Origin of the sequence: Bradyrhizobium sp. SZCCHNS3052 (assembly GCF_032484495.1) — a bacterium.
Classification (GTDB): Bacteria; Pseudomonadota; Alphaproteobacteria; order Rhizobiales; family Xanthobacteraceae; genus Bradyrhizobium.
Genome location: NZ_JAUETB010000005.1, coordinates 165,768 through 187,198 on the forward strand (window position 1 = coordinate 165,768; position 21,431 = coordinate 187,198).

Sequence of the window (21,431 nt, forward strand, 5' to 3'; positions counted from 1 at the left end):
TGTTTACAGGCAATGTCTCGTCATTGCGAGCCAACAGCCTAAGCGTAATTGCGCAGCGCGCCGGCTGCGTCGCCGGCCTCGAGCTCCATCCGCGGCCGCTGTCGGGTCAGCGCCAGCATCATGCCGACGCCATAGGCCAGCGACACGATCGAGGAGCCACCGTAGGAGATGAAGGGCAAGGTCATGCCCTTGGCCGGGATCAACTGCAGATTGACCGAGATGTTGATGGCCGCCTGGATACCGAACAGGATCGCGAGGCCCGAGGCCGCGAAGCGCGCAAAGCTATCCTCGGTCGCATAGGCGCGCGACAGCGTGCGGATCACGATGAACGCAAACAGCGCGACCAGCGCCAGGCACAGGATGATGCCGAACTCCTCGGCAGCGACCGCGAACACGAAATCGGTGTGGCTGTCCGGCAGGCTGCGCTTGGCGATGCCCTCGCCCGGCCCCAGCCCGAACCAGCCGCCGTTGGAGAACGCCTCCATCGCGGTGTCGACCTGGAAGGTGTCGCCGGAGGCCGGGTTCATGAAGCGCTTGATGCGGCCGGCGACGTGCGGGACCAAGAGATAGGCGCCGAACAGGCCGGTGGCGGCGGCGCCCGCGAGGCCCGCAACCCAGATCATGCGCATGCCGGCGATGAAGAACAGCGAGCCCCAGACCATCAGGATCAGCATGGTCTGGCCGAAATCCGGCTCCATCACCAGGAGCGACACCAGCACCAGCAGCAGCACCAACGCCATCGTGGTCGCCGGCATGTCGGGCCGCCGCGCGGATTCCGAGAACAGCCAGGCGGAAACGACGACGAAGGCCGGCTTCGCCGCCTCGGACGCCTGGATGTTGACGCCGATCAGCGTGATCCAGCGCCGCGAGCCCTTCACCTCCGGGCCGATCGCGAGCGTCAGCACGATCAGCACGATGGCGATCGTGAACACCACCAGCGCGCTGCGCCGGATCTGGCGCGGCGACAGGAAGGAAACGCCGATCAGCACGATGAACGACGGCAGCAGGAACAGGACGTGGCGGTTGAAGAAGTGGAACGGATCGAGCCCGATCCGAGTCGCCACCGGCGGGCTGGCCGCGAGCGACAGAATCACCCCGCACAGCATCAGCGCGAGGATGGAGCCGAGCAGCGGCTTGTCGACCGTCCACCACCAGTCGGACAGCGGATTGCGTTCTTCACGGGAGAGCATCGGGCGTCCACCTGAGCCGAGTGTCAGCCCATTGGCACCCAGGATGGTTATCGAAGGGTTAAGAAAATCGCTGGCAACGCTGCCTCAGGCCACCCGCTCCACGCCCGGCAGCGCCTGCACCAGGTCGCGGAAATGCGTGCCGCGGATTTCGAAGTTGCGGAACTGATCGAAGGAGGCGCAGGCCGGCGACAGCAGCACCACGACATCCTTCAATCCCGAGGCCTCCGCATCGGCGGCCGCCTGGGAGACCGCGACCTCCAGCGTGCCGGACATGTCGTGCGGCACCTTGTCGCCCAGCGTGCCAGCGAACTCCGCGGCCGCCTCGCCGATCAGATAGGCCTTGCGGATGCGCGGGAAGAAACCCGCGAGGCCGGTGATGCCGCCGGCCTTCGGTTTGCCGCCGGCGATCCAGAAGATGTCGGCGAAGGACGACAATGCGTGCGCGGTCGCGTCTGCGTTGGTGCCCTTGGAGTCGTTCACGAACAGCACGTTGCCGCGACGGCCGACCTGCTCCATGCGATGCGCCAGGCCCGGGAAGCTGCGCAGCCCTTGCTGCAACACGTCCTCCTTCACACCGATCGCGAGCGCCGCGGCGGCGGCGCAGGCCGCATTCTGAGCATTGTGCTGGCCGCGCAGCGAGCCGATGCCGCCAAGCCGGGCGACCTCGCTGCGGGCCCCGCCTGCACTGCACACAATCGTCTCGTGCTCGACATACAGCCCGTCCGCCAGCGGGTTCTTCACCGAGATGCGCACGACGCGCTTGCCGGCCCGGTCGAGCCGGTCGGCGATCGCGCGCGAAAAACCGTCGTCGACGCCGACGATCGCGGAGCCCTTGGACTGGACACTCGCCACCAAGCGCTCCTTTACGGCCGCGTAGTTCTCGATCGTGCCGTGCCGGTCGATGTGATCCTCGCTGACATTAAGCAGGATGCCGACGCTCGGATCGAGCGATGGTGTCAGGTCGATCTGGTAGGACGACATCTCGATGACGTGGACGCGGCCCATGCGCGGCGGCTCGAGGGACAGGATCGCGGTGCCGATATTGCCGCCCATCTGGGTGTCGTAGCCGGCGACGCGCATCAGATGCGCGATCAACGCCGTCGTGGTCGATTTGCCGTTGGTGCCGGTGATCGCGACGAACGGCGCATCCGGCGCGTGCCGCCTGCGCTCGCGGCAGAACAGCTCGATGTCGCCGATCACCTCGACCCCGGCCTCGCGCGCCTTCAATACGGTCCAATGCGGCACGGGATGGGTCAGCGGCACGCCCGGCGCCAGCACCAGCGCGGCGAAGTTCGCCCAGGAGACGGTGCGCAAATCGGCGGTGATGAAACCCGCCTTCGCCGCTTCCGTCATCCGATCGGCGCCGTCGTCGGCCGCGATCACTTCGGCGCCGCCGGCCCGCAGGGCATGACACGAGGCCAGCCCCGAGCCGCCGAGCCCGAACACGGCGACGGTCTTTCCAGCAAATGCGGTGACGGGGATCATGTCAGCGCAGCTTCAGCGTCGAGAGACCGACCAGCGCCAGCATCACCGAGATGATCCAGAACCGGATCACGATCTGCGGCTCGGTCCAGCCGAGCTGCTCGAAATGGTGGTGGATCGGCGCCATCTTGAATATGCGCTTGCCGGTCAGCTTGAACGAGGCGACCTGCACGATCACCGACACGGCCTCCAGCACGAACAGGCCGCCGATGACAGCCAGCACGATCTCGTGCTTCACCGCGACCGCGATCGATCCGAGCATGCCGCCGAGCGCCAGCGAGCCGGTGTCGCCCATGAAGATCGACGCCGGCGGGGCGTTGAACCAGAGAAAGCCAAGGCCCGCGCCGAGCACCGCGCCGCACAGCACGGCAAGCTCACCAGTGCCCGCGACATAGTGGATCTGCAGGTAGTCCGAGAACACCGCATTGCCGGCGAGATAGGCGATCAGGCCGAAGCTGGCGGAGGCGATCATCACCGGCACGATTGCCAGGCCGTCGAGCCCGTCGGTCAGGTTCACGGCATTGCCGGCGCCGACGATGACGAACGCTCCGAAGATGACATAGAGCCAGCCGAACTTGATCACCAGATCCTTGAAGAACGGAATGGCAAGCCCGGTCGAGGACGGATCGCGCCCGAGCCGCACCAGCGCGTAACAGGCGACCAGAGCGATCGCAGCCTCGATCAGCAGCCGCAGTCTGCCGGCAAAGCCGGAATGCGACTGCTTGGTCACCTTCAGATAATCGTCATAGAAGCCGACGAAGCCGAAGCCGAGCGTCACCGCGAGCACGATCCAGACATAGGGGTTGAGCGGATTGGCCCACAGCACGGTGGAGACGACGAGGCCCGACAAGATCATCAAGCCGCCCATCGTAGGCGTGCCCTTCTTGCTGATGATGTGCGATTGCGGGCCGTCGGTGCGGATCGGCTGGCCCTTGCCCTGGCGCAGGCGAAGATGATCGATGATCCAGGGCCCGAACAGGAACACGAACAGCGCCCCGGTGACGACGGCGCCGCCCGTACGGAACGTGATGTAGCGGAACACGTTCAGCAATCCGCGAAAGACGGACAGGCTCGGAAACGTATTCGTCAGCTCGATCAACCAGTAGAACATCCAACCCGCCTATGCCGCCTCACCGAGACCGCGAACACGAATTCGGTCGCGAATCCGGTCCAGCCTCTTTTAACCATGATCGGGGCCGGGTGCGAATCATAGCCCGGCGGAATGACCCATCCGGCATGACCGCTTCGACCACCAGTGGAAAATATCCTTCTGCCGCGCCGCGATATCGCCCGATTTTTCAAGTGGGCCGCTGCAGCGCCGCGGCGAGCTTCGACACGAACTTGTTGACCCAGAAGATCTTCTTGCTGCCCTTGATGACGACGACGTCGCCCGGCGCAAGCAGCGCCGCGACCCGACCGGGATCCAGAGTCACCGGATCCTCATGCCAGCCGAGCCGCTTCGCGTGAGGCAGGGCGTCGAACAGGTGACGCATCAGCGGACCGACGCAATAGACGCCGTCGACCCCCGCGAGATGAGCGACCATCCCCTGATGATAGGCCGGCGCCTCGTCGCCGAGCTCGAGCATGTCGCCGATGATGGCGATCCGCCGTCCCCGCACCGGTCGCGCCTGCAGACTGTCGAGCGCCGCCGCCATGCTGGCCGGGTTGCCATTGAAGCTGTCGTCGATCAGAACAATGTCGCCGACGGTCTGCTCGACGCCACGGCCGGTCATGATGCCGACATCGCCGAGCGTCGGCGCGAGCAGCGCTGGATTGAGCCCGGCCGCTGCGATGGAGGCGAGTGCCGCCAGCGCATTGTGCAGGCGATGCGGCGCACCCGGCGTCAGCGTGAAGGCGACGCGGCGACCGGCGATGTCGGCGCTCACATCCCAGGTCTCGCCGCGCGAGTCGTGCGAGAGCTCGCGCACGTCAGCGCCGCCACCGAAGCGGATCACCTTGCCGGTCCATTCCGGTGCTGCGAGATCGGCCGGCAACACGAGGACGCCGTCAGCCGGCAGCCCATGCGCGATCGAGACCTTCTCTTTCCTGATCGCTTCCAGGCTGCCGAGCTTCTCCAGATGCACCGGCTGCACATTCACGACCAGCGCCACCGTCGGCTGCGACAGCTCCGTCAGCCGCGCGATCTCGCCTTTTTGATTCATGCCCATCTCGACGACCCACACCGAAGCGGAAGGATCGGCGTTGCACAGCGTCAGCGGTACGCCCCAGAAATTGTTGAAGCTCGACGGACTCGCAGACGCACCGGGATAGGCGGCGATGAACTCCTTGGTCGAGGTCTTGCCGGCGCTGCCGGTCAACCCGATCACCGGGCCATGGAAGCGCGCCCGCGCGGCGCGCGCCAGCGCCCACAGCCCATCGATCAGCGTGTCCGGCACCACGAGCTGCGGCACCGTGATCCCATCGATCCTGTGGGGAACGATCATCGCCACCGCGCCGGCCGCTTCGGCATTCGCCGCAAACTCCCAGCCGTCGCGGCTGGAGGCGAAGCTCGATACGAAGCCGCCACTCGGTGTGCCACTCAGTGCCACGAACAGGCTGCCGGGCTTCACCGCGCGACTGTCCTGCGTGACGAAGTCGATCGGGGTCTCTGGGTAGTCGCCGGCGAGGCCGAGCGCGCGCGCCGCCTCTGCCACGGTCCACAGCGCCTTCGTCATGATGTCCTCGCTGCCAACGCGTCCGCGACCGCTTCATGATCGCTGAAATGCAGAATAGTGCTGCCGATGATCTGTCCGGTCTCATGGCCCTTGCCGGCGATCACGAGCGCATCGCCGGGCTGCAGCTCGCCGATCGCGACGCGGATTGCCTCCGTTCGGTCGCCGATCTCACGCGCACCGGGCGCGGCGGCCAGGATTGCAGCGCGGATCGCAGCCGGATCCTCGCTGCGCGGATTGTCATCGGTGATGATGACACTGTCGGCCTCTTCGGCGGCGATCGCGCCCATCAAGGGGCGCTTGCCGGTGTCACGGTCGCCGCCGGCGCCGAACACGACGACGAGCTTTCGCGGAGCATAGGGCCGCAGCGCATGCAGCGCCTTGGCGAGCGCATCCGGCTTGTGCGCGTAGTCGATGAAAATGGGTGCGCCATTGTGCTCGCCGACCAGCTCGAGCCGGCCCTTGGCGCCCTCGAGCTGCTCGAGCGATTCGAACACCGCTTGCGGATCGCTGCCGGTGCCGATCGCGAGGCCCGCCGCGACCAGCGCGTTCTCGATCTGAAACGCGCCGACCAGCGGCAGGCGGACCGCATGCATGCGGCCGCAATGCTGGATCTGGAGCTGCTGCGCAAAGCCGTCGATTGCAACGGCCACGAGGCGAATGCCCTCGCCAGCACCGTCGCCATGCGTCCCCACCGTCATCAGGCGAAGACCGCGCGTCTGCGCCGCAGCGATGACTTCCGGCGAGCACTCATGATCGGCCGAGATCACCGCAGGCCCGCCCGGCGGCACGAGATCGCGGAACAGCCTCAGCTTGGCGTTGAGGTAGTGAGCGATGTCCGGATGATAGTCCATGTGGTCGCGCGACAGGTTCGTGAACCCGCCGGCCGAGACCCTGACACCGTCGAGCCTGAACTGATCGAGCCCGTGCGACGAAGCCTCGAACGCTAGATGGGTGACGCCATCCTGCGTGATCTCGTCGATCTGCCGATGCAGCGCGATCGGATCTGGCGTCGTCAGCGAGCCGTAGACGGTGCGCTTGTCCGACACCAGCCCGACGGTGCCGATGCTGGCCGAGCTGTGGCCGAGGCGCTGCCAGATCTGGCGCGTGAAGGCCGCGACCGACGTCTTGCCGCTGGTGCCGGTAACGGCGGCAATCGTCGCCGGCTGGCGCGGATAGAACCGGGACGAAGCGAGCGCGAGTGCCCGCCGCGGGTTCGGCAGCGCGATGAATGGAACGGCCAGCCCTGTTCCAGGGCCCGCCGCGCCGGCCACGGCGACCGCACCGGCCGCGATTGCCGCCGCAATGAAGCGGGAGCCATCGGTCTTGGTGCCGGAGAGTGCAAAAAACAGGTCGCCGGGCCGCACGGCTCGGCTGTCGACGGCGAGGCCGGATATCTCGACTGCGGCGATGGGAGCGTCGAGCGTCGCCTGATCGCCCAGGAGGTCGTGAAGTTTCATCCTGGTTCCGTGCCAGTCCTGGCCCCGCCCGGGATGGCGGCAGCTCCAAAGCCTGCGATTCGACGACGGCTTACTGTGTCAGCCGCGATGCCGCAAGAATTTGGCGGTCGGACGGCGGAAGGTCAAAACGGGGCTCAATTCCCAGCAGCGGCCCGATCCGGGAGATCACGTTGCCAGCGGTCGGCACCGCGTTCCAGCCCGAGGTGATGAAGCCATAGGTTTCCTTCAGCGGCTGCGGCTCGTCCAGCATGATCAGGAGCTGGTATTTTGGCTTGTCCGCCGGGATCACGGCGGTGAAGAGGGTCAGCACCTTCTTCTTGGCGTAGCGGCCGTTGATCACCTTCTCGGCGGTGCCGGTCTTGCCGCCGATGTAGTAGCCCTTCACGTCGGCCTTGCGCGCGGTGCCGACCTCGGCGTTCAGACGCATCAGATACCGCATCTTCTCCGAGGTCTCCGGCTTGATCACGCGCTTGGCGACCTGCATCGCCTCTGCCTCGGTGCGCTTCATGAAAGTCGGCGGGATCAGATAGCCGCCATTGACCAGCGCACTGACGCCCATCACACCCTGCAGCGGCGCCACCGCCATGCCGTGACCGAACGCGATCGTGACCGTGTTCAATTCGCCCCAGCGCTTGGGCAGGATCGGCGAGGCGCTCTCAGGCAGCTCGGTGCGCAACCGGTCGAACTGGCCCATCTTGCGCAGGAACGCCTTGTGCGCTTCCACGCCCTGCGTCAACGCGATCCTGGCGGCGCCGACGTTGGACGAGAAGTAGAACACTTCCTTCATGTTGAGGAAGCGGCCCTTCGGCTCGTCGTCATGAATCGCGAACTTGCCGTAGTGCAGCGGCCCGCGTGCATCCCACAGCGAATTGAGATCATATTTGCCGGTGTCGAGCGCCATTGCCAGGGTGAACGCCTTGAAGGTCGAGCCCATCTCGTACACGCCCGTGGTCAGGCGGTTGATCCGGTCGGGATCGTGCGCTTCCTTCGGGTTGTTGGGATCGAAATCCGGCAGCGACACCATGGCGATGATCTCGCCTGTCCTGACATTGACGACGAGACCGGAAGCTGCCTTGGCCTTGAACTTGTCCTTGGCCTTGAGCAGTTCGTCGCGCAGCGCGTGCTCGACGCGCAGATCGACCGAGAGCTCGATTGGGCGCTGCAGGCGATCGGTGGCGAAGCCCGCGCGATGCAGGTCGGCAAGGCCCTGATTGTCGAGCCACTTCTCCATGCCGGCGATGCCCTGGTTGTCGATGTTCACCAGGCCGATCAGATGGGCCACCTCGTTTCCGGTCGGATAGACGCGCTTGTTCTCGCGCAGGAAGCCGATGCCCGGCAGGCCGAGGCGATGAATGTCCTGCTGCTGCTTCGGCGTCATCTCGCGCTTCAACCAGACGAAACCCTTGCGCGACAGCAGTCGGTCGCGGACCTCGCCCGTATCGAGATCCGGCAAGGTCGCCGTCAGAAGCTCGATTGCCTCGTCCTTGTCGATGAGACGACGCGGCTCGGCGAACAGGCTCGGCGTCTTCACGTCGGTGGCGAGAACGGCGCCATTGCGGTCGACGATATCGGGGCGCGCGGTGGCGATGGCGTCCTGCTGCGCGGCGCGCCGCGCGCTCGGACCATCCGAGCCGATCGCGAACATCACGAGGCGGCCGCCGATGACCGCGTAGACGGCAGCAAAGGCAATGATCGCGAGGCCGACTCGCGCGCGCGCCTTGGCAGTCCGATCGACATCGCGCCCATACAGCAGCGTGCGCACCAGACGTTGCCGCCAGGGTTCCTGCGGCTTGACGTCGGGCCGAAGCTGATCGGTCATTGCTGATCCTCCGGGCGACGCACCGACCCGGTCACGGGGGGCTCTTCGTTGATCGCGTCGATCGCATCGATCATCGATCCGATCGGATCCGGATTGTCCGGTCGCGCAAATCGCGGCGGCCGCTCCGGCAGATTCTTCAGGCTGTCGTATTGTGTGGCGTTGAGCGGCTTCAGCGGCAGATGCCGCTCGACCAGCCCTTGCAGCCGCAGCGGCGCGTCGAGCTTGGCCCATTCCGCACGCAACACTGCGATGGCCTCGCGCTGCTCGCGGATCTCGGCGCGCAATTGCAGCACGCGCTCGACCCGCGCCGTGGAGTCCATCTTAATGCGATAGACATAGGCCGCCGCGAAGATCAGCGAGCAGATCACGACGAGATGCAGGAGGCGCATCGGTCACCCTCCTCGCAGGACATCGGCCAGCCGCGGCCAGGGCGACGAGGATGCCGAAGCGTGCGCCGGCGCCGCCGTGCGCTCGGCACCGCGCAGCTTGGCGGACCGCGCCCGCGGATTGGCTTCGGTCTCAGCCTCCGCGGCCACGACCGGCTTGCGGTTGAGCAACTGGAAGCTCGGTGCCTCCTGCGCGATCTCGGGCAGATGGCGCGAGCCGCCGCCGGTCCTGCTGCGCTCGGCGAGGAACGTCTTGACGATGCGGTCCTCGAGCGAATGGAACGAGACGACCGCCAGCCGGCCGCCCGGCGCCAGCACGCGCTCCGCTGCCGACAGCGCCTGTTCGAGCTCGTCCAGCTCCTCATTGACGAGAATCCGCAGCGCCTGGAACGTGCGCGTCGCCGGATGGATGTCGCCAGGCTTGGATCTCACCACGCGCGCGACGATGTCGGCGAGTTGCCGCGTCGTCGTGATCGGCTGTTCCTTGCGCGCGGCGACGATGGCCCGCGCCACGGCGCGGGAGTGCCGCTCTTCGCCAAAGATGTAGATGACGTCGGCCAAAGCGCGCTCGGCAGCGTTGGCGACGACATCGGCGGCCGTCGGTCCCGTGCCGCCCATCCGCATGTCGAGCGGGCCGTCGAACCTGAACGAGAAGCCGCGCGCGGCGGAGTCGAGCTGCATCGAGGAAACGCCGACATCCATCACGATGCCATCGACATGCGCAAGGCCTCGCGATGCACAGATGTCGGCCAATGCCGAGAAACGGTTCTCGACCAGCGTCAGGCGACCGCCCGCCTCAGTGAGGAGACCTGCGCCGCCGGCGATTGCGGTGCTGTCGCGATCGATCCCGATGACGTGTGTTCCCGCCGTTGCCAGGATCAGGCGCGTATAGCCACCGGCGCCAAAGGTCGCATCGACGTAGGTTCCGCCGCCGCGTGGCGCCAGCATCTCGACCGCTTCGGGGCCGAGCACCGGGATGTGTCGCTGGTCAGCCGTGCTCACCCGGCCGCTCCGCACGCGCGCCGTTGCTTCAGACTGACTTTGGTTGGCAGCGAGCCCATCGCGCCCTCGATCCTCGCGCCCCGTCAATTCGCCAAGCCATCTCCCGGGACGCTCCGTCATCCGTCGCGCCGTCACGACATCAGCAGCACGATCCGGCCATGTCGAGATCCTCGATCCGACAGCGATCGCGCGGCGCCGGAGCGCCCCGGAACCGCTTTCGATCGTGATCTGCCGTGCAGGACCTTGCATCGTGGCGGCTTGCCGTCCCGAAAGCCGGCTTGGCTCTTCACCACTCAGTAACGGCGTTTAGCGTTAACAAACCGTTGATGGTCTGTGGCGGATGTTGGGCACTTGGACCGCGAGGCGGAGCTGCCCGGTAGACCTTTCGTCCTGCTCGCCGCCGTGCCGTTCGGCGGACCGGCGATCGCGATACAACGGTCCGCTCAATAGCGAGGGCTCGCATGCGATTTCGATTGCGGCTGGGTCATGTAAAAGAGTAGTGCCTGCCCATATCCGGTTTGAGCCACCGCCGCCGCCGTCCGCTTCGAGTCGTTCATGCCAAGTCCCTCCGACAAGCCGGAATCGAAGCGTCCTCGTGCGCTGCAGATCCCCAAAGGCGTTTCCAACCTGCCGGTCTTCACGCCGGACTCGTCGGTTGCCTCCGACGTGATCCCGTCGGCCAATTTCGGCGAGCGCAAGGGTGGGCGCCAGCCGGACATGATCATTCTTCATTACACCGGCATGCCGGATGTCGAAGGGGCGATCACCAAGCTGTGCACCGCCGGCAGCGAGGTCTCCGCGCATTACGTCGTGCTCGAGGACGGACGCATCGTCCAGTGCGTGCCGGAGGCCTTGCGCGCTTGGCACGCGGGTCTCTCGTCATGGGACGGCGAGGAGGACATCAATTCCTGCTCGATCGGCATAGAGATCGTCAATCGCGGCCACGATTGGGGCTATCCGGATTTCCCACCGCGGCAGATCGCGGCGGTCATCGCGCTGTGCCGGGGCATCATGCTCCGCCGCAATGTCCCGGCGCATCGCGTGCTCGGGCATTCCGACGTGGCACCCGCGCGCAAGAAGGATCCGGGTGAGAAATTCCCATGGCATTCGCTGGCGAATTCGGGGGTGGGCCACTGGGTGCAGCCGGCGGCGATCACCAAGGGCGAGACGCTGAAGCTCGGCAGCATCGGCGACGACGTCAAGGGCTTGCAGAAGGCGCTCGCCAAATACGGCTATGGCGTGCCGATCACGGGTAAATTCGACGGCATCACCATGGACGTCGTCACCGCGTTCCAGCGGCACTTCCGCCCCGAAAAGATCGACGGTATCGCCGACCGCTCGACCTTGTGGACGTTGCATGCGCTGCTGACGAGCCTGCCGGCCGAGGATCAGGCGCCGCGCGTCTGACACGTCAGGGCTCCACATCGAGCTCACCGAGCCGCCGTGCATAGAGACGCTTGAGCGGCGCGAGCTGCGTGGCTGCGCTCGCCTCGCGGTAGGCGGCGCGCGCCTCATCGCGCCGACCGAGCCGCCGCAGAAGGTCTGCCCGCACCGCCGGCAGCAGATCGTACTGCTTCAATCCGCCGCGCGCGGCCAGCGCATCGACCAGTGCCAGCGCCCGCGCCGGGCCGTCGACCATCGAGACAGCGGCCGCATGATTGAGCTCGATCACAGGCGATGGCGCGATCCGCAGCAGAACCTCGTAGAGCCCCACGATCTGCCGCCAATCCGTTTCAGCGTAGCTGGCGGCCTGAGCATGAAGCGCGGCAATCGCGGCCTGGACCGTATAGGGCTGCGGGAGCCCCTTCATGCCCAGGGCCTGTTCGACCAGCCCAAGCCCTTCGGCGATCTGCTCACGATTCCACAGCGAGCGGTCCTGCTCCTCCAGCAGGACGATGTCGCCCGCCGCATTGGTACGGCCGGCGCGCCGCGCATCGTGCAGCAGCATCAACGCGAGCAGGCCCTTGATGTCGCGCGCCTCCGGCATCAAGCCAAGCAGCAGGCGACCCAGCCGGATCGCCTCGCGCGCGAGATCCTCGCGAATCAGCTCGGTGCCTGAGGTCGCGAGATAGCCCTCGGTGAACACCAGATAGATCACGGTCAGGACGCCGCGCAGCCGCTCCTCGAGCGCATCGCGTCCCGGCACCTCGTAGGGAATGCCGGCGAGGCGGATCTTCTGCTTGGCGCGCACCAGGCGCTGCGCCATCGCCTCCTCGCCGGTGACAAGTGCGCGGGCGACCTCGGCGGTGGTGAGGCCGCAGACCGTGCGCAGCGTCAGCGCCACCTGGACCTCCGGCGCGAACGACGGATGGCAGCAGGTGAAGATCAGCCGCAGCATGTCGTCGTCGAGATCGGCCGGCGCGTCGGCGTCGTCGTTGGCGGCATCACGCTCGATGGCGTGAACGATCTCCGCCTCCTTGTCGCGAAAATTGCTCCGCCGCCGGATCCGGTCGATCGCCTTGTTGCGGGCGACATTGACCAGCCACGCCCGCGGGTTGGCGGGGGCGTCGGACCCCCGCCATTTGAGCAGCGCCGCAGCGAACGCATCCTGCAGCACGTCCTCGGCCAGATCGAAGTCACCGACGAGCCGGATCAAGGTCGCGAGTGCGCGGCCGGCCTCATCGCGGAACACCTTGTCGATCGCATCAGGCGTCATCGGTGACCCTTCTCGGCCGCGAGCCGCACCGGTCTCAATGATTATATTGCCAGACCGGCCGCACCTCGATCGAGCCAAAACGGGCGCCGGGAATCCGCGCGGCAATCCCGATCGCCTCGTCGAGATTCTTGGCCTCGATCATGTAGTAGCCGCCGAGCTGCTCGCGGGTCTCGGCGAACGGACCGTCGGTAGTGAGGATCTTGCCGTCGCGCACCCGCACGGTCGTCGACGTCGTCGTCGGCTGCAGCCGGTCGCCGCCCTTGTAATTGCCGCTCGAGATGATCGACTGGGTGAAGGTCTGGTACTCCGCCAGCATCTTGCCCTCGGCCTCCTTCTCCATCTTCGCGTAGTCGACTTCGTTCTGGTAGATCATCAACAGATATTGCATCGAACTTGCTCCCTTGTTTCGGCCGGATCGCCGACATCCAGTCGAATGGCGCGCTCACGTAACGACACGCCCAGGATAATATTTTTGCAGGCGCAGCGATGGCTTGACCTGATGGCCGGGAAGCCCCATTCAAGCTGCGTCAGTCGGCCGGACGGCCGCTCCGGCAGGCGCCGAAAGGCCGCCGGGGAGGAAAGTCCGGGCTCCATCGACATGCGGTGCCGGATAACGTCCGGCGGGGGCGACCCCAGGGATAGTGCCACAGAGAACGAACCGCTTCCTCCCGCGAGGGAGGCGAGTAAGGGTGAAAAGGTGCGGTAAGAGCGCACCGCGGGGCCGGCAACGGAACCGGCATGGTAAACCCCACCGGGAGCAAAACCGAATAGGGACGGCCACGCGGAGACAATCGCCAAGGCAGATGATGCCAAGGCGATGACGTCCGCGGGAGCGATGTCAGGCTCGCCGTCCGGGTAGGTTGCCCGAGGTCGCGCGCAAGCGCGATCCCAGAGGAATGGCCGTCACGTATCGTCATGCGCAAGCATCACGGTGCCCTACAGAACCCGGCTTACAGGCCGGCTGATATGTTCATGAGGGGCTCGGCGCAGCAGCGCCGGGCCCCTCACCATTTTTGTCAACCGGCGGCCGAGAGCTGGCCGAACTCGGTGGCCTGGCGCTCGAACAGGCTGCGATAGAGTCCGCCGGGTCTGCCAACCAGCGTGGCGTGGCTGCCCTGCTCGACGATACGGCCGCGGTCGAACACCAGGATGCGATCGAGGCTGCGGACGGTCGCCAGCCGATGCGCGATCACGATCGCCGTCCTGCCCTTCATCAGCCGCTCCATCGCCTCCTGGATCAGCGCCTCGGATTCCGAATCGAGGCTCGAGGTCGCCTCGTCCAGGATCAGCACCCGCGCGTCCGCCAGGAACGCCCGCGCCAGCGCGACCCGCTGCCGCTCGCCGCCCGACAGCTTGACGCCGCGCTCGCCGACCAGCGTGCCGTAGCCCTTGGGCAGGCGCGTGATGAACTCATGCGCGTTGGCGAGCCGCGCCGCCTGCTCGATCTCGGCCTGGCTGGCGCCAGGACGGCCATAGGCGATGTTCTCGGCCAGCGAGCGGTGGAACAGGATCGGCTCCTGCTGCACGATCGCGATCTGGCTGCGCAGCGAGTCCTGCGTGGCATGCGCGATGTCCTGCCCGTCGATGAGGATGCGGCCGCCGCCAACGTCGTAGAGCCGCTGCACCAGCTTGACGAAGGTCGTCTTGCCGGAGCCGGAGCGCCCGACGAGGCCGATCCGCTCGCCCGGCCGGATGTCCACCGAGAGCCGGTCATACAGCGGGGTGCGATGGCCGCCATAATGAAACGTCACCGCATCGAACACGATGTGCCCACCGGTCACCGCGATCGGCCTGGCGTCCTTGGCATCGATGATGCCGATCGGCTCGCTGTGGATCGCCACCAGCTCGTCCATGTCGTTGACCGCGCGCTGCAGGTTGTTGATGTGCATGCCGACGTCACGCAGATACGCATGGATGACGTAGTAGCTCGTCAGCACATAGGTGACGTCGCCTGGCGAGGCCTTGCCCGCCATCCACAGCAGCACGGCGCCGCCGATCACCGAGGACCGCAGGCACAGCAGCACGCCGAGCTGCACGGCCGCCGTCGTGTTGTAGCGCAGCCAGGTTCGGTTGACGCGACGGCTCCAACGGCTGACGACGCGCATCAGCCGGCCGTCCTCGCGGGCTTCCGCCCCGAACGACTTGACCACCGCATTGCAGCTCAGCGCGTCCGCCAGCGTGCCGCCGACCTTGGTATCCCAGGCGTTGGAGATCCGTGCGGCCGGGGCGATGTAGCGGGTCGAGAACACGACCGTCATCGCGACATAGAGCGCCGCCCCGACGGCGATCACGCCGCCCAGCGCGCCCCAGTGCAGGCCGAGCAGCACCATCGAGCCCAGCAACACCGAGAGCGACGGCAGCAGCGCCAGCAGGATGGTGTCGTTGTAGAGGTCGAGCGCCCACATGCCCCGGGTGATCTTGCGCACCGTGGAGCCGGCGAAGCTGTTGGCGTGCCAGTCGGTCGAGAAGCGCTGCACGCGTACGAATGCGTCGCGCGCCACGTCGGACATGATGCGCAGGGTGAACGGCACGATCAGTTGCAGGCCCGACAATCGCAGCACGATCGAGGCGAAGCCAAGGGCTACGATGGCGGCGAACGCCACCAGCGCGCTGTGCCGTGCATCGGCATTGCCTGGGCCCAGGGTGAGCGCATCGACCAGCCGGCCGGAGAACAGCGGCATGAACAGATCGGCAGCGGTGGCGCCCAGCAGCGCGCACGCAATGCCGAGCGTCATGCGTGGCTGCTTCAGCCAGTGGCGGGTCACGAACGGGATCACGACGCGGATCGCGGCGGGACGCTTGTCGGCCTTCAGGCCGGAGACGTCGACGGTCATGGCATCATCCGGCCGCGCTCGCAGCGCCAGCCGGCTCCAAATAGTGCAGACGCGACGCGGCGCGCGGTCTGCGGATGAGTAACTCAGGCGTTGGGAAGTTAAGCGATGGTGCTCAAAGCGAGCGGCCGAACACCAGAACAGGCATCGAGCGGGTGCATGCGATCTGCAGATGCGATGTGGTCATGCAAATCTCCCCGGTTCGAGCGACAATTCTTGTTCCATACCATCGACGGTATGATTTGGCAACCCGCGGCGCGCGCAGGAGCCGCTCACGTCAATGTGCGTCGCCGCCGCCCGCCATCGGCGAGCTCGGCTTGTTGAGCAGCATCACCATGAAGCTGAGCCCGATGTAGAAGCAGGTCAGCATGAAGAACGCATCGCCATAGCCCATCACGACGGCCTGGCGATGCACGATCTGCGACAGCTGCTTCATCGCCATCAGGGCCGAATCGCCCATGCCCTGCAGCTTCTGCTGCAGCATGTTGAGGGTCTCGACCGCGGTGGCATTGCCCCAGTTGACGCGCTCGTGGAGGCGGGAAATGTGCAGGTCGGTGCGATCGTTCAGCACCTGGTTGATCACGGCAAGGCCGACGGCGCCGCCGAGATTGCGCATCAGGTTGAACAGGCCGGATGCATTCTTGACCCGGTCCGGCGCCAGGGTGCCGAGCGCGATGTTGTTGGTCGGCACCATCGCGAACATCATGCCGACGCCGCGCAGCACCTGCGGCAGGAAAAGCTCCCAGAAGTCGTAGTCGCGGGTGATGCCGGTCATCTGGTAGGAGCCGATCGCGAAGATCACGAGGCCGAACGCGATCATCAGGCGCATGTCGATCTTCAGCATCAGGCGGCCGACCACCGGCGCCATCAGGAACATGGTGACGCCCGAGACGAACATCGTCTCGCCGATCATCAGGGCGCTGTAGCCGCGGACTTCGGCGAGATAGCGCGGATAGATGTAGGTCAGGCCATAAAGGCCGATGCCGATGCAGAATTGCAGGAGGCAGCCGACCGCGAAGTTGCGGTTGCCGAAAGCGAAGAGGTCGACGATCGGCTCGTCGGCCGTCAGCACCCGCCAGAAGAAGCACACCGCCGAGACGGCGCAGACCGCGGCGAAGATCGCGACCGAGGTGTCCTGCAGCCATTCATATTGCGGCCCCTCCTCCAGCACGTATTCGAGCGAGCCGAGGAAGCCGGCCATGAACAGCAGGCCCCACCAGTCGAAGCGGTCGAGCAGCTCGAAATGCGGCTCGTCGAAATCCACCAGCGCCAGCACGCCTGTCGTGATGATGATGCCCGGCACGATGTTGACGAAGAACAGCCAGTGCCACGACATCGCGTCGGTGATGTAGCCGCCGACCGTTGGACCCACCGTCGGCGCCAGCGTCGCGACCAGGCCGATGATGGGACCGACGATGTGGAATTTGGTGCGCGGGAACACCGTGTAGGCCGAGGCGAACACGGTCGGAATCATGCCGGCGCCGAGGAAGCCCTGCAGCGCGCGCCACACGATCATCTGCTCGATCGACGAGGCGAAGCCGCACAGGAAGCTCGAAATGGTGAAGCCGGCCGCCGAAATCGCGAACAACAGCCGCGTGCCGAGCGCGCGCGACAGGAAGCCGGACAAGGGAATCGCGATCACCTCGGCGATCAGATAGGCCGTCTGCACCCACGACACTTCGCTGGAGCTCGCCGACAGTCCGGCCTGGATCTCGCTCAGCGACGCCGAGACGATCTGGATGTCCAGGATCGCCATGAACATGCCGAACACCATGATCAGGAACGCGATCAGCCGCCGCGGCGCGATGCGGTCCGACGGCGCGGCCGGTGCGCTCATAGTGGGGTCGGCTGTCGTTGCGGTGGCCATGTTCTAATGAGTCCGCTGGAGTCGATGACCGCGCCGCGTCACAGGTGCGCTCCCCTCCCCCCGCGCGAAGCGGAGCTTCGCTAGGCGGGGAGGGGTCGGGGGTGGGGGTCCCCAACGGCGGTCTCGCCCGGAGACCCCCCACCCCACCCCTCCCCCGCAAGGGGGGAGGGAGCTGACTTCCGATGACGCAACAGCGAATGCAATCGCGTCAGTTAGATCACCTCGCTACTTCCCCTGCACCGTCGCCGGCGCGTCGAGATCTCCGTCGCTGTCGGCATCCTTGGCGCCGACGGTGGTGTCGACGGTGACGTAGACCGACATGCCGGCGCGCAGCAGGTTCTGCCGCGCCACCTCCTTCGGCACGCGGATGCGCACGGGCAGGCGCTGCACGATCTTGGTGAAGTTGCCGGTCGCGTTGTCCGGTGGCAGCAGGGTGAACACCGAGCCCGAGGCCGGCGAGATGCTGTCGACCACGCCCTTGAAGCCGCGTGCACCATAGGCGTCGACCTTGATCGTGACCGGCTGGCCCGGACGGATACGCCTGAGCTGGGTTTCCTTGAAGTTCGCGTCGATGAAGACGTCGTCGAGCGGCACGACGTTGCCGAGCCGCTGGCCGACCGCGACGAAGTCGCCGGTGCTGACGAGACGGTTGGAGAAGGTGCCGTCGACCGGCGCGCGCACGGTGGCGAATTCGAGATCGCGCTCGGCCTTGGCAAGCGATGTCTTCAGCTCGGCGAGCTGCGCCTGGGCCTCGACCTGCTGCGCCTTCGTCACCTCGACATTGTCGCGCGCGGCGTCGTACGCGGCACGGGCGGCGCGGACCGCCGCCATGCCCTGGTCGCGCGCGGCTTCCGACTGCTCGAAGGTCGCATGCGAGGCAAAACCCTTGCTGCTCAGCGCCTGCTGGCGCTCATAGTCGAGCCCGGCGCGCTTCATCGCGGCTTCGGATGAGGTGAGATTGGCCTGCGCCTGCTCGGCGGCACTCTGCTGTGCGGCGACCTGGCGACCGATGCGCGCGATCGTCGCCTCCTGCGTGGCGATCTTGGTGCGGGCGGCATCGACCGCGATCTTGTAGTCGCCGTCGTCGATACGGAAGATCACGTCGCCCTTGCGAACCACCGAATTGTCCCGCGGCACGATCTCCTGGATGTGCCCGGAGACGCGCGCGCCCAGCATGGTGTTGTTGGCGCGAACGTAGGAATCGTCGGTCGAGACCATGAAGCGGCCGACCAGATAATAGTGCGTGGCGTAGCCGGCGGCAGCGAGCGCGAGCAGCACGCCGATGCTGGCCAGCACCCGCTTGCGCTTGCCTGATTTCGGAGCGGGGGCGGGCCCGGCTTGCGGCGTCGTGGCTGTGGGAGCGCCGGCCGGCGCGGGCCGTTCGGGCTGAGCCTCGGTGCTGACGTCGGCCTTCGGGTCGGCCGGCTTAGCATCAGCAGGCTTGCGCTGCGCCGTGTCGCTGGCCTGCGGCCGGACCGGCTCAGACCTCGTCTGTTCCGGCGCCTCCTCAGCGTCCGGACGGCGCGCCCGCACAGCCTGATCTCTCGCAGCGGCCATCAGAGACTCCCACCCATGACAGCGGGGCCGTCCAGGCCCCGAAAATCCCGACCGAACCGTTCGGTCAATCCACATCTATCATTGACCGAACCGTTCGGTCAATTTATATCTTCGCTATCGCAACATATCCGCGCAGATGCGTTTGTGACGTTGGCGCCGGCCAAATCTTCGGGAACAGCCTAAACCAATGATTGAGGCGGACCACAACACCACCCAGGCAACGTCGGACGACGATTCCTCGAAGCGCCGGCAAATCCTCGCGGGTGCCCGCAAGGTGTTCATGGACATGGGTTTCGACGGCGCCAGCATGGGCGAGATCGCGCGCGTTGCCGGCGTCTCCAAGGGCACGCTCTACGTCTACTTCGCCGACAAATTCCGCCTGTTCGAGGCGATCGTCGAAGAGGAGAGCGTGCATCGGGGCGCCTCGAACTTCAGCTTCGATCCCGCCCGCGATGCCACGACCGTGCTGTACGAGTTCGGCACCGCGTGGATCGCGGTCGTCTGTCGCCCCGGCGGCGGATCGGCGATCCGCACCGTGATGGCGATCGCCGAACGCATGCCGGAGGTGGGACGGCGCTACTATGATTGCGTCATCGAGGGCACGATCGGCCGGCTCGCCGCCTATCTGCAGGCCCGCGTCGATGCCGGGGAGCTCGCCATCGACGATTGTCACCTCGCCGCATCGCAATTCCAGTTGATGTGCCAGGCCACGCTGTTCCTGCCCTTCATCTTTCAGGGAGCCCCCGCCCCCTCGCCCGACGAGACGCACAAGGTGGTGGCGAGCGCCGTCCGCATGTTCCTCGCGACCTACGGCATCAAGAGTTGAGACGCCGCTGACCGCCTTGATGCGCGCGGCGATGTCGGCCCAGAAGATGTCGGTCCAAGCGACGTCGATCCAAGACATGCGCTCTCCTTCTCGCGGCGGGTGACGCCCGAGCTCTGCAATCGGATCACCCTCGAACTGATCGGAGGGTGCAGGGAAGGCCGGGCGCTGGCCGCGCCCGTGGCCCGCCTGCTCAAAAAAATGCAGGCGGCAGGTACCACAGGTCTGGCCGAACACACCCGGCCCTCCCCGCGCGATGGGCTTACGATTTATACGTAATCTCCCCGGTGTCCGGGCTTGTAGCCACCGTCGCCATCCGGATCATCACCGAACGACTTAGCGCCAGCATCGGGGCGCCAGGACCATACGACTTCATCGTCCTGCCGGTCGCGTTCGTCCGCTCGCGATTCCAGCGCGCTGCGCGCCGACAGGCCACCGCTCCCCGCCTCCAACGCTCGTGACGACCGCGAAACGTCCCTCTTCGATCGAGGCGGGATGGCGGTAGACAACCACGAAATTCGGAAAAATGGAAGAACAAAATTTTTACGCGAGGGACTGGACAGGGCAAATCAGTTTGATCGGGCAAACGAAATCGGATTCTGCGCGCAGCCGGTTTTAACCGCGCGCGACCGCAGCAGCAGCGGGCGACGATACCACGGCGCCGTATCCGCGGAAGGAGCCTAGCGTCCGAGAAGGGTCGCGAGCCGACCTTGCAAGCGGTTGCGGATTGGGGCAATCGAAGCTCGGCAGCTGCGCATCCTGGGCCTACCATGTCAAAGTTCTTCGCTATGGAATCCGTCGGATCTCCCTGGGGTGACTACGGCGATATTCTTTTGAACGGCCTCGTTGAAGCGACCGAGTGCGTCGGGCCGCCGATCATCCGCATCTTGCGCACTGGCCCATATGTGCCGCCGATGACCCAGCCATTCGGCTTCATCATCGTCACCGACGAATTTCGACGTGACCTTGAACGCAGCCAGTTGACTGGCTTTGACTTCGAGCAGACTCAGTATGGGAAAGTCGTCCGCCTCGATTGGCAGACTTGGAGCACGGACACCAATGAGCCGATGTCGTATCCCGAGACAGGCGAACCAGAGGACTACATTTTGGGATGCCCCCACGACCCCACTCTTCTGGCGCAGATGCCTCGGTTGTGGGCTCTCGCCGTCCGGCCTACGCCCGAATTGCAGGTCCAGGGCACACATTCCTTCCGCGCAGATCGACATCCGGGCACGGACATCGCTCGTGAGCATACGCTCCATTGGGTAAGCGAGCGTATGAAGGTTTGGCTCGAAAGATCGTCGGCGGCGAGATGGATTGCGTTTCGTTCGATAAGGCCGAGATGAACAATGTCCGCTTCGGGACGAGACTGTTGACTAAGCCGCTGCTTAACGAGAACTGTCGTCGCCAACAACGTCTCGCTGCTGGTCCAAAATGCGCCTCAGCACCGACGAGGGTCGACGAATTGCTCGCTTGGCGCGTCGGCCAATCGATCTGCTGTGTCGGAAAAACGCATAACCAGCGAGCAGAATTGCAGTGACGCCAGAAATCACGTGACCAGCCGCTAGAGTCGCAAAGCAGAGCGGCCCACCGACGCAGATCACACCGGTCCATAGTAGACAGAATCCAAGGTAAGTCTTGCCTGTCGGGATGCCGCTGCTCATGGTCACAACCGTAGCGCCTTTA

Annotated in this window: 16 protein-coding genes and 1 other RNA gene; 4 read left to right on the plus strand and 13 right to left on the minus strand. The window is 65.9% G+C overall.

The genetic code is table 11. The features are described from left to right. Positions 1 to 38: 38 nt before the first annotated feature. The 8 genes from ftsW to rsmH all read right to left on the minus strand — a co-directional run bounded on the left by ftsW (position 39) and on the right by rsmH (position 10,011). Positions 39 to 1,190, minus strand: a complete 1,152-nt coding sequence (ftsW, locus tag QX073_RS18725; RefSeq protein ID WP_316165944.1) for a putative lipid II flippase FtsW — start codon at positions 1,188 to 1,190, stop codon at positions 39 to 41. Between the two features lie 84 nt (positions 1,191 to 1,274). Continuing rightward, entirely contained in the window at positions 1,275 to 2,675 is a 1,401-nt protein-coding gene (murD, locus tag QX073_RS18730; protein WP_316165943.1) for a UDP-N-acetylmuramoyl-L-alanine--D-glutamate ligase, read from the minus strand. A 1-nt stretch (position 2,676) separates the two neighbouring features. Further along, the gene (gene mraY / locus QX073_RS18735; protein ID WP_315713440.1) at positions 2,677 to 3,783 is read right to left on the minus strand and encodes a phospho-N-acetylmuramoyl-pentapeptide-transferase; all 1,107 of its coding nucleotides are present in this window, start codon (positions 3,781 to 3,783) and stop codon (positions 2,677 to 2,679) included. A 187-nt stretch (positions 3,784 to 3,970) separates the two neighbouring features. Continuing rightward, positions 3,971 to 5,347: a UDP-N-acetylmuramoyl-tripeptide--D-alanyl-D-alanine ligase gene (gene murF, locus QX073_RS18740; RefSeq protein ID WP_316165942.1), complete on the minus strand. Its 1,377-nt coding sequence runs from the start codon at positions 5,345 to 5,347 to the stop codon at positions 3,971 to 3,973. Next, entirely contained in the window at positions 5,344 to 6,804 is a 1,461-nt protein-coding gene (locus tag QX073_RS18745; protein ID WP_315752423.1) for a UDP-N-acetylmuramoyl-L-alanyl-D-glutamate--2,6-diaminopimelate ligase, read from the minus strand. The genes murF and QX073_RS18745 overlap by 4 nt, the downstream gene beginning before the upstream one ends. A gap of 70 nt (positions 6,805 to 6,874) precedes the next feature. Beyond that, positions 6,875 to 8,623: a penicillin-binding protein 2 gene (locus tag QX073_RS18750; RefSeq protein ID WP_315752422.1), complete on the minus strand. Its 1,749-nt coding sequence runs from the start codon at positions 8,621 to 8,623 to the stop codon at positions 6,875 to 6,877. After that, positions 8,620 to 9,012: a hypothetical protein gene (locus QX073_RS18755; RefSeq protein ID WP_315713444.1), complete on the minus strand. Its 393-nt coding sequence runs from the start codon at positions 9,010 to 9,012 to the stop codon at positions 8,620 to 8,622. The genes QX073_RS18750 and QX073_RS18755 overlap by 4 nt, the downstream gene beginning before the upstream one ends. A 3-nt stretch (positions 9,013 to 9,015) precedes the next feature. Beyond that, the gene (rsmH, locus tag QX073_RS18760; RefSeq protein WP_316165941.1) at positions 9,016 to 10,011 is read right to left on the minus strand and encodes a 16S rRNA (cytosine(1402)-N(4))-methyltransferase RsmH; all 996 of its coding nucleotides are present in this window, start codon (positions 10,009 to 10,011) and stop codon (positions 9,016 to 9,018) included. Positions 10,012 to 10,566: 555 nt separating this feature from the next. Here rsmH and QX073_RS18765 point away from each other — a divergent pair. Beyond that, a complete protein-coding gene (locus tag QX073_RS18765; RefSeq protein WP_315713446.1) occupies positions 10,567 to 11,418 on the plus strand; it encodes an N-acetylmuramoyl-L-alanine amidase in 852 nt (283 codons plus the stop codon). 4 nt (positions 11,419 to 11,422) lie between these two features. On the opposite strand, the gene QX073_RS18770 is transcribed toward QX073_RS18765, so the two are convergent. Together QX073_RS18770 and QX073_RS18775 are read right to left on the minus strand one after the other, a co-directional pair. Then, on the minus strand, positions 11,423 to 12,667 hold the full coding sequence (locus QX073_RS18770) for an RNA polymerase sigma factor (RefSeq protein WP_315825280.1): 1,245 nt from the start codon (positions 12,665 to 12,667) through the stop codon (positions 11,423 to 11,425). A gap of 34 nt (positions 12,668 to 12,701) precedes the next feature. Further along, positions 12,702 to 13,055 (minus strand): YciI family protein, encoded by a 354-nt coding sequence (locus QX073_RS18775; protein WP_315713448.1) that lies wholly within the window; start codon positions 13,053 to 13,055, stop codon positions 12,702 to 12,704. Positions 13,056 to 13,194: 139 nt separating this feature from the next. On the opposite strand from QX073_RS18775, the gene rnpB reads away from it, so the two are divergent. Continuing rightward, an RNA gene (gene rnpB / locus QX073_RS18780) (RNase P RNA component class A) lies at positions 13,195 to 13,636 on the plus strand. 47 nt (positions 13,637 to 13,683) lie between these two features. Here rnpB and QX073_RS18785 read toward each other — a convergent pair. From QX073_RS18785 to QX073_RS18795, 3 genes are all read right to left on the minus strand, one after another. Continuing rightward, on the minus strand, positions 13,684 to 15,501 hold the full coding sequence (locus QX073_RS18785) for an ABC transporter ATP-binding protein (protein WP_315752418.1): 1,818 nt from the start codon (positions 15,499 to 15,501) through the stop codon (positions 13,684 to 13,686). Positions 15,502 to 15,775: 274 nt separating this feature from the next. After that, positions 15,776 to 17,365, minus strand: a complete 1,590-nt coding sequence (locus QX073_RS18790; protein ID WP_315752417.1) for a DHA2 family efflux MFS transporter permease subunit — start codon at positions 17,363 to 17,365, stop codon at positions 15,776 to 15,778. 225 nt (positions 17,366 to 17,590) lie between these two features. Further along, a complete protein-coding gene (locus QX073_RS18795) occupies positions 17,591 to 18,922 on the minus strand; it encodes an efflux RND transporter periplasmic adaptor subunit (RefSeq protein ID WP_316192833.1) in 1,332 nt (443 codons plus the stop codon). 187 nt (positions 18,923 to 19,109) lie between these two features. On the opposite strand from QX073_RS18795, the gene QX073_RS18800 reads away from it, so the two are divergent. Together QX073_RS18800 and QX073_RS18805 are read left to right on the plus strand one after the other, a co-directional pair. Further along, positions 19,110 to 19,748 (plus strand): TetR/AcrR family transcriptional regulator, encoded by a 639-nt coding sequence (locus tag QX073_RS18800; RefSeq protein ID WP_316192832.1) that lies wholly within the window; start codon positions 19,110 to 19,112, stop codon positions 19,746 to 19,748. A gap of 767 nt (positions 19,749 to 20,515) precedes the next feature. Beyond that, complete coding sequence (locus tag QX073_RS18805) at positions 20,516 to 21,091, plus strand: hypothetical protein (protein ID WP_316159281.1); 576 nt, start codon at positions 20,516 to 20,518, stop codon at positions 21,089 to 21,091. The last annotated feature ends 340 nt before the right edge of the window (positions 21,092 to 21,431 follow it).